General features: G+C 67.8%; 13 protein-coding genes and 1 pseudogene. 12 read left to right on the top strand and 2 right to left on the bottom strand.

Annotated features, from left to right (window positions below; genetic code table 11):
* The first annotated feature begins 85 nt into the window (after window positions 1-85).
* From L6444_RS10990 to L6444_RS10965, 6 genes are all read left to right on the top strand, one after another.
* Entirely contained in the window at window positions 86-1,270 is a 1,185-nt protein-coding gene (locus tag L6444_RS10990) for an acyl-CoA dehydrogenase family protein (protein ID WP_236982473.1), read from the top strand.
* A 10-nt stretch (window positions 1,271-1,280) separates the two neighbouring features.
* Window positions 1,281-2,189, top strand: a complete 909-nt coding sequence (bphC, locus tag L6444_RS10985; RefSeq protein ID WP_236982471.1) for a biphenyl-2,3-diol 1,2-dioxygenase — start codon at window positions 1,281-1,283, stop codon at window positions 2,187-2,189.
* Between the two features lie 223 nt (window positions 2,190-2,412).
* Window positions 2,413-3,240, top strand: a complete 828-nt coding sequence (locus tag L6444_RS10980; protein ID WP_236982469.1) for an IclR family transcriptional regulator — start codon at window positions 2,413-2,415, stop codon at window positions 3,238-3,240.
* Complete coding sequence (locus L6444_RS10975; RefSeq protein WP_236982467.1) at window positions 3,237-4,154, top strand: alpha/beta hydrolase; 918 nt, start codon at window positions 3,237-3,239, stop codon at window positions 4,152-4,154. Before L6444_RS10980 ends, L6444_RS10975 begins: the two co-directional genes overlap by 4 nt.
* Before the next feature lie 64 nt (window positions 4,155-4,218).
* Window positions 4,219-4,566 carry a hypothetical protein gene (locus L6444_RS10970; RefSeq protein ID WP_236982465.1) on the top strand — a complete coding sequence of 116 codons (348 nt, stop codon included), beginning with the start codon at window positions 4,219-4,221 and terminating at the stop codon, window positions 4,564-4,566.
* Window positions 4,559-5,170, top strand: coding sequence for a Dabb family protein (locus L6444_RS10965; protein ID WP_236982463.1), 612 nt, complete (start codon window positions 4,559-4,561; stop codon window positions 5,168-5,170). The genes L6444_RS10970 and L6444_RS10965 overlap by 8 nt, the downstream gene beginning before the upstream one ends.
* A 9-nt stretch (window positions 5,171-5,179) precedes the next feature.
* Here L6444_RS10965 and L6444_RS10960 read toward each other — a convergent pair whose 3' ends face one another.
* Window positions 5,180-6,052: an SDR family NAD(P)-dependent oxidoreductase gene (locus tag L6444_RS10960; protein WP_236982461.1), complete on the bottom strand. Its 873-nt coding sequence runs from the start codon at window positions 6,050-6,052 to the stop codon at window positions 5,180-5,182.
* Window positions 6,049-7,938 (bottom strand): flavin-containing monooxygenase, encoded by a 1,890-nt coding sequence (locus L6444_RS10955; RefSeq protein WP_236982455.1) that lies wholly within the window; start codon window positions 7,936-7,938, stop codon window positions 6,049-6,051. The genes L6444_RS10960 and L6444_RS10955 overlap by 4 nt, the downstream gene beginning before the upstream one ends.
* 113 nt (window positions 7,939-8,051) lie before the next feature.
* On the opposite strand from L6444_RS10955, the gene L6444_RS10950 reads away from it, so the two are divergent.
* The 6 genes and pseudogenes from L6444_RS10950 to L6444_RS10925 all read left to right on the top strand — a co-directional run bounded on the left by L6444_RS10950 (window position 8,052) and on the right by L6444_RS10925 (window position 13,234).
* Window positions 8,052-8,831: a crotonase/enoyl-CoA hydratase family protein gene (locus L6444_RS10950; RefSeq protein WP_236982453.1), complete on the top strand. Its 780-nt coding sequence runs from the start codon at window positions 8,052-8,054 to the stop codon at window positions 8,829-8,831.
* Entirely contained in the window at window positions 8,813-9,961 is a 1,149-nt protein-coding gene (locus tag L6444_RS10945; protein WP_236982451.1) for an acyl-CoA dehydrogenase family protein, read from the top strand. Before L6444_RS10950 ends, L6444_RS10945 begins: the two co-directional genes overlap by 19 nt.
* Window positions 9,958-10,944: an acyl-CoA dehydrogenase family protein gene (locus tag L6444_RS10940; RefSeq protein WP_236982449.1), complete on the top strand. Its 987-nt coding sequence runs from the start codon at window positions 9,958-9,960 to the stop codon at window positions 10,942-10,944. Before L6444_RS10945 ends, L6444_RS10940 begins: the two co-directional genes overlap by 4 nt.
* Before the next feature lie 64 nt (window positions 10,945-11,008).
* Window positions 11,009-11,488 carry a nuclear transport factor 2 family protein gene (locus L6444_RS10935; RefSeq protein WP_236982447.1) on the top strand — a complete coding sequence of 160 codons (480 nt, stop codon included), beginning with the start codon at window positions 11,009-11,011 and terminating at the stop codon, window positions 11,486-11,488.
* Window positions 11,485-12,311: pseudogene (locus L6444_RS10930) on the top strand (SDR family NAD(P)-dependent oxidoreductase). The gene L6444_RS10935 and the pseudogene L6444_RS10930 overlap by 4 nt, the downstream one beginning before the upstream one ends.
* Window positions 12,308-13,234: an alpha/beta hydrolase gene (locus tag L6444_RS10925; protein WP_236982445.1), complete on the top strand. Its 927-nt coding sequence runs from the start codon at window positions 12,308-12,310 to the stop codon at window positions 13,232-13,234. The pseudogene L6444_RS10930 and the gene L6444_RS10925 overlap by 4 nt, the downstream one beginning before the upstream one ends.
* The last annotated feature ends 10 nt before the right edge of the window (window positions 13,235-13,244 follow it).

Here is a 13,244-nt window from a genome sequence, read left to right as displayed (position 1 = left end):
CAGTCCATTCATCGGGATCCCCGGTGAGTCCGGGCGCCTGGTGCGGTAAACCGGACACAGGCCCACACAGGTAAAGGACGTCAGGATGAGCGAGCGGGTTTTGGACCGAGTTGTCGAGATGGCCGACCAACTGCGCGAGCAGGCTCCCGAAGCCGAGCGCATCGGCCGGCTCACCGACCAGACGGTCAAGGCGATGAAGTCGGCCGGGTTGATCCGGCTGCTGCAGACCAAGCAGTACCAGGGATTCGAGGCGCACCCGCGCGAATTCGCCGAGACGACCATGGCCACGGCGGCGCTGGATCCGGCGGCCGGCTGGATCGTCGGCGTGGTCGGTGTGCACCCATACCAGTTGGCGTACGCGGACCCGAAGGTCGCCGCGGAGATCTGGGCCGACGACGTCGACACCTGGATGGCGTCCCCGTACGCGCCGCAAGGCGTGGCGACACCGGTCGACGGTGGCTACCTCTTCAACGGGCGCTGGCAATTCAGCTCGGGCACCGACCACTGCGACTGGATCATCCTGGGCGCCATGCTCGGTGACGAGAAGGGCATACCGCTGATGCCGCCGCAGATGCTGCACATGATCCTGCCGCGTAAGGACTACGAGATCGTCGAGGACTCGTGGAATGTGGTGGGGCTGCGCGGAACCGGCTCCAAGGACGTCATCGTCAAGGATGCGTTCGTGCCGACCTACCGCACCATGGACGCGACGAAGGTGATGGACGGCACCGCCCAGCGGGAGGCCGGAATGACCGAGCCGCTCTACCTGATGCCGTGGTCGACAATGTTCCCGCTGGGCATCTCGGCGGCCACCATCGGCATCGCCGAGGGCGCGCTGGCCGCACATCTGGATTATCAGCGTGAGCGGGTCGGCGCCACCGGAACCGCGATCAAGGACGACCCGTACGTCATGTACGCGATCGGGGAGGCCGCCGCCGACATCAACGCCGCCCGCCAGGAACTGCTGGCCAACGCCGATCGCATCTATGACATGGTCGCCGCCGGCAAGGAGGTGTCGTTCGCCGATCGCGCGGCCGGCCGGCGCACCCAGGTCCGCGCGGTGTGGCGGGCGGTATCGGCCGTCGACGAGATCTTCGCCCGTTCCGGCGGCAATGCCTCGCGGATGGACAAACCGCTGCAACGGTATTGGCGCGACGTGCACGTCGGCCAGATGCACGCCATCCACGTCCCGGGCACGATCTACCACGCATCGGCACTGAGCTCGCTCGGCGTCGAGCCCCCGATGGGACCGCTGCGTGCGCTGATCTGAGGAGCCTGCCGTGAGTGACCTGAAAAGCCTTGGCTACATCACTGTTTCGACCAACAACATGGAACGCTGGCGGCATTTCGCGTTCGATGTGCTGGGCTTCGCCAAGGGCTCCGGACCCGACCCCGACGCGCTGTATCTCCGGATGGACGAACGCGCGGCCCGGATCATCTTCGTGCCCGGCGACAGCGAACGGGTGCGCACCGTTGGCTGGGAGGTAAGAGATCGCCGCGCCCTGCAGCGGGTCAAGGCGACCCTGGACAGCGCCGGTGTGGCCTTCAAAGAACTGTCCCAGCAGGACGCCGACGCCCGTCGCGTCGAAGAGGTGATCACCTTCGAGGATCCGGCCGGCACCACACTCGAGGTGTTCCACGGCGCAGTGCTCGACCACAGCCCGGTGATCACGCCGTTCGGCGCGAGATTTGTGACGGGCGATCAGGGCCTGGGCCATGTCGTCATGCCGGCCACCGACCCCGGCGGGCTGTTCGACTTCTACGCCGACGTCCTGGGTTTCCGTTCCCGCGGCGCTTTCCGGATTCCGGCCCCACCGGAATTCGGCCCGATCCGGGTGCGCTTCCTCGGCATCAACGCACGCCATCACAGCCTGGCGATCTGCCCGGCCATGCACCAGCGCGACCCGGGCGTCGTGCACGTCATGGTGGAGGTCGACACCCTCGACGCGGTCGGGCAGGCGCTGGACCGGATCAATGCCGAGGGCATTCAGTTGTCGTCCACCCTGGGCCGGCACACCAACGACAAGATGGTCTCGTTCTACGTCCGCACGCCTGGGGACTGGGACATCGAATTCGGCACCGACGGTATGCGCGTCGACGAAACCTATTACACCGCAGAGGAAATCACCGCTGACAGCTACTGGGGTCACCAGTGGGTGAGCGACCTGCCGGCGGCCATGCGGCCCTGACCCTGCTGGGCCCTCGAGCGTAACCACACCGAGAAATCCGGCGCCGAAATCGCATCCGGGTGCCGTTCGCGAGTCCTGGGGCCCGCGCGAGTCCCGGGTGGCTCGCACAGCCCGCGGTCCCCTGCGCATTGCCGATTTGTGTGACAACGCACACAGCGTGTGGTAGAAACAGCTATTCCTAATAGGAATATGCCAGCTAGATACACAGCCCTTTGGAGGACCGATGGCAGGGACCGCGACGGCCGAAGCAACCACACCGAGCGCCGTGATCGACCGCATCTCGCTGGTCCTCGATGCGTTCGACGGACCCGGACGGCTCACCCTCGCCCAGATCGTCCGGCGCACCGGGCTGCCGCGTTCCTCGGCGCACCGGATGCTCGAACGGCTGGTGCAGCTACGTTGGCTGCGCCGCAGCGGCCGCGACTACGAGCTGGGCATGCGACTGGTCGAACTGGGGTCGCTCGCCGTGCACCAGGACCGGCTGGTCCGCGCCGCCAAACCACAGCTGGCCGAATTGCATCGGGCGACAGGACTTGTCGTGCATCTCGCGGTTCTGGACGGTTCGGACGTGGTGTATCTGGACAAGGTCGGCGACCGCGTGTGCGACGGCCTGCCCACCCGGGTCGGCGGTCGTCAGCCTGCGCACTGCACCGCGGTCGGCAAGGCGATGCTGGCCTACCGCGATGCGGACGCCGAGGTGGACCTGCACACCCGCAAGACCCGCTACTCGATTGCCGGCAGCGCTCAACTGGCCGTCGAATTGGCCAAGGTCCGGGCACACGGCGTCGCCTTCGAGCGGGAGGAATCGCTGCTCGGCTTCGGTTGCGTCGCGGCCCCGATCGGCGGTCCGGGTGAGGCCGTGGCGGCGGTGTCGGTGTGCGGCCCGATGAATCGCATGGCCTTCGACCAGCGACTCGCCGCGCCGGTACGCATGACGGCCATGAACATCTGGCGCAATGCCGAGGACGGCCCGCAGCGGGTGGCTCCCACGCTGCAACCGTTGCGGCCCTTGGCACCCCGCCGGCCGGCCGCCGCCCTGCAATACGCGTGAACCTCGACCCGCAGATCGCCGCGCTGCTCGACACATTGGACGCCGGCTTCCCGCCGGTGCACACCATGACCGGCGCACAGGCCAGGGCGGTGATCCGGTCGCGGTTCGTCCCGGCGGCCGAACCCGAACCCGTTGGGGAGGTCCGCGACGACGTGGTGCCCGGCCCCGGCGGCGACATCCCGGTCCGCATCTACCGGCCCCCCGGCGACGATTTACCGGTGCTGGTGTACGCCCACGGCGGCGGGTTCGTGTTCTGCGACTTGGACAGCCACGATGCCTTATGCCGGAATATCGTCAATCACGTTGGTGTGATTGTGGTTTCGGTGGAGTATCGGCTGGCCCCCGAACACCGGTGGCCCGCGGCGGCCGAGGATGTCTATGCCGTCGCCCGGGCAGCGGTCAACGGCGTGTTCGGCGGCGACGCGGGCCGGGTCGCCGTCGGCGGTGACAGTGCGGGTGGGAACCTGGCCGCCGTCACCGCACTGATGGCCCGGGACCGCGGCGGCCCGGACCTGGTCGCGCAGTTGCTGATCTACCCGGTGATCGCAGCCGATTTCCACACCGAGTCCTACCGGAGGTACGGCCGCGGCTACTACAACCCGAAGACCGCCATGCAGTGGTATTGGGACCAGTACGTGCCGGTGCCGGGCGACCGCACCCATCCCTACGCCGCGCCGCTACACGCCGACCTGACCGGATTGCCTCCGGCCGTCATGGTGATCGCCGGCCACGATCCGCTGCGCGACGAGGGTCTGGCCTACGCCGCGGCGCTCGAGTCAGCGGGAGTGTCGGTGGTGCTACTCCAATTCGACGGCGGCATCCACGGTTTCATGAGCATGCCGATGCTGGACATCGCCCTGCAAGCGTACGGCCAGGCATGTGCTGCCCTGTCCGCGCTGGTGTCGCGAACGTGACGGCGCCGCTGTCGTCCCGCCGGAGATTCGCGCCGGCGCGCCAATTCGCGACCGCGGGTTGCCGATGACTGAGGGCAAGGTGTACGTAATCGACCGGGTGGTGACCCGACCGGGGTGCGCGCGCCGGTTCGTCGACACCTATCTGGCCGAGTACGCACCAGGTGCGCGGCAGCGCGGCATGACGTTGCGTGAGGTGCTGGTCAGCCCACCGATCTGGTTCGACGACGACGTCAACACCGTCACCATCACCTGGACGCTGCCCAGCGTGCCGGCGTGGTGGGAGATGACCTGGCAAGGCAGACCGGATCCGGCGCTGGGTGAATGGTGGTCTCGCAACGCCGAATTGGTGATGGAGCGAACCCGGTCGTTCGCCGCAGCGGCCGACGCCGTGGACGGCCTGTGCGATGTATAGCGTCACCCGTCTGCTCGACGTAAACGCCGGCGACAGGGACCGGATCCTTGCCGAGGTCCGTGCCCGCACCGCCCACGCGCCCCGTCGTATCGTGGCACCGACCATGCCCGGGTCCCGCAACGGTGGCGACGTACTGGTGCACTTGCGGTTCCCCTCCGAAAGCCAATGGCGTTCGCTGCAAGAAGATTTCGACGCGGCACTGACCGATTCGGCGATCACCCGGGTCAACGGGGTCGACTACACCGGCGACCTGACCCACACCGGCAGCACCCGCGGCAGCGTGTACCGCACCCTGTTGCTCCGGGTCATGCCGGCAACCGGCGCCGCCACGCTGGCGCGGTTCGAAGACGAGTTACGCTCGATACCGCGCCATGTGCACACCATCACCGCCTGGCAGCTGAGCCGGGCCGCCGCAACGGTAGGTGCTACACCCTGGACGCACGTCTTCGAGCAGGAGTTCACCGACGTCGACGGTCTGGCCGGCCCCTACCTGATGCACCCGATCCACTGGGCGGTGGTGGACCGTTGGTTCGACCCGGAATGTCCCGACGTCATCGTCCGGGACCGGGTTTGTCACAGCTTCTGTGCGCTGCCCGCCCGCTGAACCGGGGTGCTAGGCGTCTATTCGCGCATCCGGCGGGGGACGCAACGGCGCCAAGATCGTGGTGCCGTCCAGCGAATGAACGTCGATGCGCTGCGACCACGGATAGTGCAGGCTGAAGGCCAGCTGCCCGGTGCGTTGCGCGGCGGGCAGCTGACACATCGCCAGCACCGTCTCGGCCAGATACTCCACCGGCTCGGTGGGGAAAGTGTCCGGAATCAGTTGCGCCGCACCGGGAGTACGGACGGCCGTCGATGGACCGACGCAGTTGACCGCGATGTTGTCGTCGAGTAGTTCGGCGGCCACACCCTGGGTGAACCGGTGCAGCGCGGCTTTGCAGGATGCATAGATCACATCGCCGGCGGTCTTGTTGTAGTCCCGGTAGGGACGGCTCGGTGGGAGTCCGGTGACCGATCCGATGTTGACGATCCAGCCGCCACCGTGGTCGCGCATGGTCGGGACTACGGCTTTGGTGAGGACGAACGGGATCCGCAGGTAGTGCTCGACGGTCCGGTCGAAGGTCTGCAGTGTCATGTCCTCGACCGGTGCGTAGTCGGCGAAACCGGCGTTGTTGACCAGGATGTCGATGCGGCCGGCGCGGTCGATCACCTGGTCGAACAGCGAGTCGCGCTGCGCGGGGTCGTCGAGGTCGGCCGCGACGCCGATCGCGCGACCACCGGCAGCCTCGATCATCGCGATCGTCTCGCCGATGGTGCCGGGCAGTACCGTGCCCGCACCGGACCGCGTCGATGACGACGGCGACCAGGACCGCGCTGTCACCACCACGGTGGCGCCTTCGGCGGCCAGCCGCTGTGCGATCGCCCGGCCGATGCCGCGGCTGCTGCCGGTCACCAAAGCCGTTCTGCCGTGCAGCAATCGGGTCATCGCAGGTCGAAGTGTTCTTCGATGGGCGCGCGGTGCTGGTGCCACAGGTCGACCAGGCGGTACGGGGTGGCGACCACCACCCGTCCCGATCCGGAACGGTAGTAGGTGTGCGCGCTGGGGGTGTGGCACCACACGGTGCCGGCCATCGTCTGATCGATGCCTGCGACGTAGTCGTCGTAGGCCTGCCGGGTGACTTCCATCACCGATGCGCCGCGCAGCGCCATCAATTGCAGGCATTCGATGACGTAGTGCGCCATCACCTCCATCGAGAAGTTGGCGCCCGCGCCGTGGCCGGGGCTGTAGTTGGGTGCTGAGTTGACGAACAGGTTCGGGAATCCGGGCACGGTGCCGCCGCGGTAGGCGGCCGGGCTGTCACCCCACTCGTCGGCGAGCTTGCGGCCGTCGCGGCCACGAATGTCGATAGTGGACAGGAAGTCCAGATGATACCCGGTGGCGTAAATGATGACGTCCAGGTCGATCTGCCGACCGTCTTGGGTGACAATGCCTTTCGCGTTGACCGCGGCCGGTTCGCTGGCCTCGACATCGACGTGATCGCGGGTCAGCGCCGCGTAGTAACCACCGGGGTCGCGAATGATCCGCTTGCCGTAGGGCGCGAAGTCGGGGGTGACCTTCTTCGCCAATTCGCTTCCCGCACCGAAAGTCCGGTCGATGTAGTCCAGGCACATCTGCAGCAGCACGTCATTGGCCGCCGAGATGGACAGGTGGTTTTCGGCCCATTGCGGGTCCCGCAGGATGACCGGATAGTTGTTGTCCGCGGTACCCCAGTACGACTTCAGCCGGTTCCAGTTCGCGTAGTACGGCAGGTGCCGGCCGAGGTAGCGGCGATGTTCGGGAACGTCGTCGGTCAGCCGCTTGCGTGGTGCGACCCAGTGCGGCTGCCGTTGGAATACGGTCAGGTGCGCGACCTCGTCGACGCAGGCGTCGACGATCTGCACCGCCGTGCACCCGGCGCCGATCACCGCGACCCGGCGTCCGCCCAGATCCAGCGCAGGATCCCACTGCGCCGAGTGAATACTGTTGCCGGCGAACGTTTCTCGTCCGGGCAGGTCCGGCCAGCGCGGGCGGTTGAGGTAGCCGGCCGCGGTGATCACGACGCGCGCGTAGCTGACGTCGCGGTTGCCGTCGCGGTCGACCGCGTGGATCTGCCACTGCGCGCGTTCCTCGTCCCACCACAGGGCTTCGACTTCGGTGCGGAACCGGGTGCGGTCGCGCAGGCCATGCTTATCGGCCAGCGCCACCAGGTAGGCCTGGTATTCGGCGCCCTGCGGGTAGTAGCTGGTCCAATCCGGGTTCACCTCGCGTGACAGCGAGTAGTAGGCCGACGGGGTGTCCACGCCGATTCCGGGATAGGTGGTGGTCAGCCAGGTCCCGCCGACCTCGTCGTTGCGATCGAAGATCCGGTAGTCGACCCCGGCATCGGCGGCGGCCAGCGCGGCGATGATGCCGGCCAGGCCGGCGCCGATGATCGCCACGTTGGTGGTCCGCGGAATCGGCACGGTGCGTGGCAGGGTCGGCTGGGACAGCTGAAAGCCGCCCTGCTCGAGCAGCAATGGCACGAACTCGTCGTCTACCTGGCCGCCCAGCGCCACCGGCAGCAGCCGCCGAAACATCGCCGGATCGTCGGCGGCGAGCGCACCCGCCGACCGCTCGGCGCCGAGGGCGGCCACCACCGCGTCGACCAAAGCTTCGGCAGTGGCCGGATCGGTGACCCCGGCGCGCTCGGGCGGATCGGGCACGTGGGAGATCCGCGGCCCGAAGGTGTCAACCACCGACGGGTCGCCGGTGAGTTGGGCCAGCACCGCGACCAGGACGCCCGGATCGGCGGCGCGCAGGTTGGCCCGGAGTTCGTCGAGGCACACGGTCATGTGGCTCAGTATCGGAGGCACCAGGTGCAGTTGCGGCGGTCGTTTCCTCTCAGCGGGACACCTAACTCGGTGTCGCGGCAACCGCCAAAAAGCCAGTCCCTACAGTTGCCAGCATGAGCAACCCCCTGGAAATCACCGACTCCGGACCGATCCGGACCTGGACGATCAACCTGCCCTCAGTCGGCAACGCGATCACCGGCAAGGATGTGATCGCCGCGTTCGAAGCCGCGGTGGACTCCGCCAACCTCGACACCGAGATCCGGGCGGTGATCCTGACCGGTGAGGGCAAGATCTTCTCGGCCGGCGGCAACGTCAAGGAGATGGCCGACAAGACGAGCATCTTCGGCCTCGACGCGCTCGACCAGCGCTACGCCTACGTGGACGGAATTCAGCGCATTCCGCGGGCGCTGGGGCGCCTCGAAGTACCGCTGATCGCCGCCGTCAACGGCGCCGCGATCGGCGCCGGCTGCGACGTCGCGATGATGTGCGACATCCGAATCGCTTCCGAGCGTGCGTCTTTCGCGGAGAGCTTCGTTCAGCTCGGCCTCATTCCCGGGGACGGCGGCACCTGGTTTCTGCAGCGCGCCGCCGGCTACGAGCGGGCCGCGGAGATGACCTTCTCCGGTGACCGCGTCGACGCGGCGACGGCCCTGGAGTGGGGTCTGGTCAGCCGGGTGGTGCCGCACGACGACCTGCTGCCGGCGGCGCGGGAACTCGCCGAGCGGATCGCCAAGAACCCCCCGCACGCGCTGCGGATGGCCAAGCGGTTGTTGCAGGAGTCGCGCACCGGTTCCCTGGAGACGACACTGGCCATGGCCGCCGCCATGCAACCACTGGCCCACCGCGATCCCGAGCACGAGCAACGCATCGCCAAGTGGCGGACACGGCAGTGATCAGGCTGGTGCCGCCCGCCGGAATCGACGACGCAGCGACCCGGGAATTACGCGCCGAGGTGCGCATGTTCGTCGCCGAGCAGATCGCGGCGGGCGCGTTCACCCCGTCCGTCGACGCGTGGCTGACCCGCTGGGACGAGAACTTCACCGCGGCGTTGGCCGAGCGCGGTTGGCTCGGTATGACCGTGCCGGCCGAGTACGGCGGGCACGGTCGCTCGTTTCTGGAGCGATTCGTGGTCACCGAGGAGCTACTGGCCGCCGGCGCCCCGGTGGCCGCGCACTGGATCGCCGACCGCCAGATCGTGCCGTCGCTGCTCAAATACGGCACCGAAGCGCAGAAGCGGCACTTCTTGCCGCGGATCGTGCGCGGCGAGTGCTTCTTCGGCATCGGGATGAGCGAACCGGACTCCGGCTCCGACCTGGCCAGCGTCCGCACCAAGGCCGAGCAGGTGGAGGGCGGCTGGACGCTGTCGGGCACCAAGGTGTGGACCTCGGGGGCACACCTGGCGCACGCCTTCATCGCGCTGGCCCGCACCGCGCCGGTAGACCCGTCGAACCGCCATGCCGGGCTCAGCCAGTTCCTCGTCGACCTGCACGGCCCCGGGATCGAGGTGCGTCCGATCATCTCGATGAACGGCGCGCACCACTTCAACGAGGTCATCTTCGACAACGCGTTCGTGCCCGACAACATGGTGTTCGGCGAGATCGGCGACGGCTGGAAGCAGGTCACCTCCGAGCTGAGCTTCGAACGCAGCGGGCCCGAACGATTCCTGTCCACGTTCGGATTGCTGGCGGCCTGCGCCGACCGGATGGCCGCCAACACCATCCCCCGCGACGCCGGTCTGGGAAGACTGGTGGCGCGGGTCGCGGGCCTGCACCAGATGTCCACCGCGGTGGCCGGGGCGCTGGAGCGCCACGAGCCGGCCGACGTGCCTGCGGCGGTCGTCAAAGTGCTGGGCACCACCACCGAGGGTGACATCGCCGAATTCGCCGACCTGCAGGACTCCCCCGACGCGATCTTCACGGAGTTGACGCGGGCAGCGGTGGATCAGCGGCCCGGCTTCACCCTGCGCGGCGGCACCAACGAGGTGCTGCGCGGGGTCATCGCGCGCGGATTGGGGATGCGATGAGTGTCGACCCGGACCTGGTGGACATGATGGGCGCCGTCTTCGCCGAGTACGCCCACGACCCGAAGCTGTGGCAGCGGCTCGATGAGCTGGGGCTGGTGCGGTTGACCGGCGCCGAAGAACACGGCGGCAGCGGAGCCGGCTGGTTCGAAGCCGCCGAACTGCTCAGTGCCGCGGCCCGTCATGGAGCACGAATCCCGTTGGCGGAACACGACTTATTGGCATGCTGGCTGCTGGAGTCCAGCGGGCTGGCGGTCGACGGCGCGGTGCGCACGGTGTGCATGCTCGACAAGCAGGGGCGCGCTCGTGACGTGCCTTGGGCGGACACGGCCGACCGTGTGGTGGTCGTATGGCGCGGTGACGGCGGATTCCAGGTCGCCGATGTCGCCGCCGAGGAGCTCACGATCACCCCGGGCGCCAACCTGATCGGCGAACCCCGCGACGAAGTGGCCGCCTCTTTGACCGGGCTGCAGGGCGTGCAGGTGGGTTTACCGCTGGTCACCCAGCTGCGGCTGAAGTCCGGGCTGGTGCGCGCCATTCAGGTGTGTGCCGCACTCGATCAGATTCTGCAACTGTCCATCGAGCATGTGAGTTCGCGCATCCAGTTCGGCCGTCCGCTGTCGAAATTCCAGGCCGTGCAGAACCTGGTCTCCGATATCGCCGCCGAGGCCGCACTCGCCCGGGCTGCCACCGAGGCCGCGCTGGCCGTCGGGGTCACCAGCGACTGGGCGGCGGAAAATCTGGAATTCCTTGTCGCCGTGGCACGTTCGTGCGCAGGGCATGCGGCTTCGGTGGTGGTGCGCAACGCGCATCAGGTGCACGGGGCGATCGGCACCACCCGTGAGCACCGGTTGCACGAATTCACCCGGGCCGCTCTGGCGTGGCGGTCGGAGTTCGGTTCGGTGCGGTACTGGGACGACCAGGTCACCGACTCGGCGATGTACGCGAGCGCCGGAGGACTGTGGGGGCTGATCACCGGATCCTGATCACTGTTCCACTCACCGGACAACTGCGGTGCCGCCACGACCGGGCCGGGGTTGACTGCCCATCATGAACACCGACATCAGCCTGCCCGAACTACAGGAGTTCATTGGCGAATTCTGGTACCACTACGACGAAGCGCACTACGACGAGCTGGCCGCGCGCTACGCGCAGGACGTCCGCTACATCAGCCGAAGTGACAGCGGCGCAAGCCCATTCGAAGAATTGATGTCACCGGAATTGCACGGCCGTGCCGCGGTGCTGGAATGGCTTGCGGAGCACCGCGAGCAGAGCCCCTACCCGCTGCGCCACCACGCCACCAACCTGCACCGCATCAGCAGCGACGGTGTGGTGACGCGGGCACGGTTCTACATCCTGGTCAACCAGATCGCCGACTTCGTGCCGTTCGCGGTGTCCAGCGGTATCAGCGAAGTCGGGGTACGCCGCGACGGTGACGGACTGCAGATCACTGACATGGAGGTTGTACTGGACACCACCAACTCGGTGCTGCTGGCCGAGCGGCACGCAGCAAGCACCGCCGGGTCGTGAGCGTCCGCGACGCGTTCTGCGGCGGTGTGGCCGTGATCACCGGCGCCGGCGCGGGGATCGGTGCGGGACTGGCGCGGTACGCGAACCGGTTGGGCATGACCGTCGTCCTGGCCGACATCGATGCCGACGCCGTCGCGGCGCTGCACGACGAACTCGGTGGCGGGGCCGTCGATGTGGTGTGCGACGTGCGTGACCCGGATGCGGTGCAGGACTTGGCCGACCGTACCTACCGCGATATCGGTCCGGTGCGGTTACTGGTCAACAACGCCGGAGTCGAGCAGTTCGGGTACTTGTGGGACACCCCGCTGGACAACTGGCAACGCGTGGTCGACGTCAATATCAGCGGCGTCTTCCACGGGGTCCGGGCGTTTCTGCCGAAGATGATGGCTACCGACGATCCGGCGTGGGTGTGTGGAATCTGTCCTCGGTCGGCGGCGTGGTGGCGATCCCGTTGCAGGCGCCCTACATCATGAGCAAGCACGCGGTGCTCGCGATGACCGAGTGCCTGCGCCTCGACGTCGAGAAAGCCGGGCACGGCAACCACATTCACGTGCAGGCGGTGCTGCCCGGCGCCGTGGTTTCCAACATCTTCGAGTCGGCGGGCGGGGTCGATGGGGGCGGTGACACCGCTTCGGCCGAGGCGCAGCGCGCGGCCATGCTGGACATTAAGGCCGCGGCCATGGATCCGCTGGCGGCCGCGCAGACGTTGTTCGAGCAAGCAGCGAAGGGCCGGTTCTATCTGGTGACCCAGGATTCGGTCACCTCGGCCATGAAGCAGCGAGCCGAAGTGCTTGCCGCGCAAAGTCCTCCGGCTCTGAAATGACGCTGGATCCCGACGCCGCGGCACGGGTCGCCTCATTTGGTGATCTCCCGCCGATGCGGGTGCGCGGTCTGGCCGCGGTGCGGGCGGCGATCGAAGGCGCTCCCCTGCCCGAAAACATGCCGGCGATGTGCGACGTGACCGAGACTCTCGCGGATTCCGTTCCGGTCCGGATCTATCGTCCGACAACCGATTCCGTCGGTCCGGTGTTGGTGTACTTCCACGGCGGCGGGCTGGTGATGGGGTCCAATCACTCCTTCGAACCGCTGGCCCGCGCGCTGGCGGCAGCATCGGGAGCGATCGTCGTCGCCGTCGACTATCGATTGGCGCCCGAATCGCCGCCACCGGCACAGTTCGACGACGCTTACGCCGCCACCGAGTGGGCCGCCCGACAACCCTGGACCGACGACCTCGTCGTCGTGGGCGACAGCGCGGGCGGCGCCTTGGCGGCCGGGGTGGCGCTGGCCGCGCGTGATCGCCACGGTCCGGGCATTTGCTTGCAGGTGTTGTTGTATCCCGGTCTGGATCGCGACATGACCGCTCCGTCGATCATTTACCTGGCCGATGCCCCGATGCTGTGCCGCGACGATATCGACTACCTGCACGGCCTCGCCCACTGCGATGCCGACCCCTATCTCGTCCCGGCCTACGCCGAGGATCTCAGCGGGCTGCCGCCGGCCATCGTGGTGACGGCGGGCTGCGACCCGATCAGGGATTGGGGCGAACGCTACGCCGACCGGCTGCGCGAGGCGGGCGTGCAGACCACCCTCACCCGCTATCCGGGGATGTACCACGGGTTCCTGATGCGGCCCGAGGCGACGGCACGCGGCCGGCTGGCGATCGCCGAACTCGGCGGCCTGCTGCGCGCCAAATTCGCTCATCCGCTGCCCTTTTGCGACAAGACATCGTCATTGCCAACCCCATAAGGAGACGACA

Source organism: Mycobacterium kiyosense (genome assembly GCA_021654635.1).
Classification (GTDB): Bacteria; Actinomycetota; Actinomycetes; order Mycobacteriales; family Mycobacteriaceae; genus Mycobacterium; species Mycobacterium kiyosense.
The sequence above is the reverse complement of the archived record's forward strand: the minus strand, read 5'-3'. Positions and strand labels throughout refer to the sequence as shown.

Excerpts from the sequence above, each read along its gene's own strand:
- L6444_RS10940 (WP_236982449.1), top strand. The coding sequence starts at position 9,958 with ATGAGTGTCGACCCGGACCTGGTGGACATGATGGGCGCCGTCTTCGCC.
- L6444_RS10970 (WP_236982465.1), top strand. The coding sequence starts at position 4,219 with ATGACTGAGGGCAAGGTGTACGTAATCGACCGGGTGGTGACCCGACCG.
- L6444_RS10980 (WP_236982469.1), top strand. The coding sequence starts at position 2,413 with ATGGCAGGGACCGCGACGGCCGAAGCAACCACACCGAGCGCCGTGATC.
- L6444_RS10935 (WP_236982447.1), top strand. The coding sequence starts at position 11,009 with ATGAACACCGACATCAGCCTGCCCGAACTACAGGAGTTCATTGGCGAA.
- L6444_RS10925 (WP_236982445.1), top strand. The coding sequence starts at position 12,308 with ATGACGCTGGATCCCGACGCCGCGGCACGGGTCGCCTCATTTGGTGAT.
- L6444_RS10965 (WP_236982463.1), top strand. The coding sequence starts at position 4,559 with ATGTATAGCGTCACCCGTCTGCTCGACGTAAACGCCGGCGACAGGGAC.
- L6444_RS10955 (WP_236982455.1), bottom strand. The coding sequence starts at position 7,938 with ATGACCGTGTGCCTCGACGAACTCCGGGCCAACCTGCGCGCCGCCGAT.
- L6444_RS10990 (WP_236982473.1), top strand. The coding sequence starts at position 86 with ATGAGCGAGCGGGTTTTGGACCGAGTTGTCGAGATGGCCGACCAACTG.
- L6444_RS10950 (WP_236982453.1), top strand. The coding sequence starts at position 8,052 with ATGAGCAACCCCCTGGAAATCACCGACTCCGGACCGATCCGGACCTGG.
- L6444_RS10960 (WP_236982461.1), bottom strand. The coding sequence starts at position 6,052 with ATGACCCGATTGCTGCACGGCAGAACGGCTTTGGTGACCGGCAGCAGC.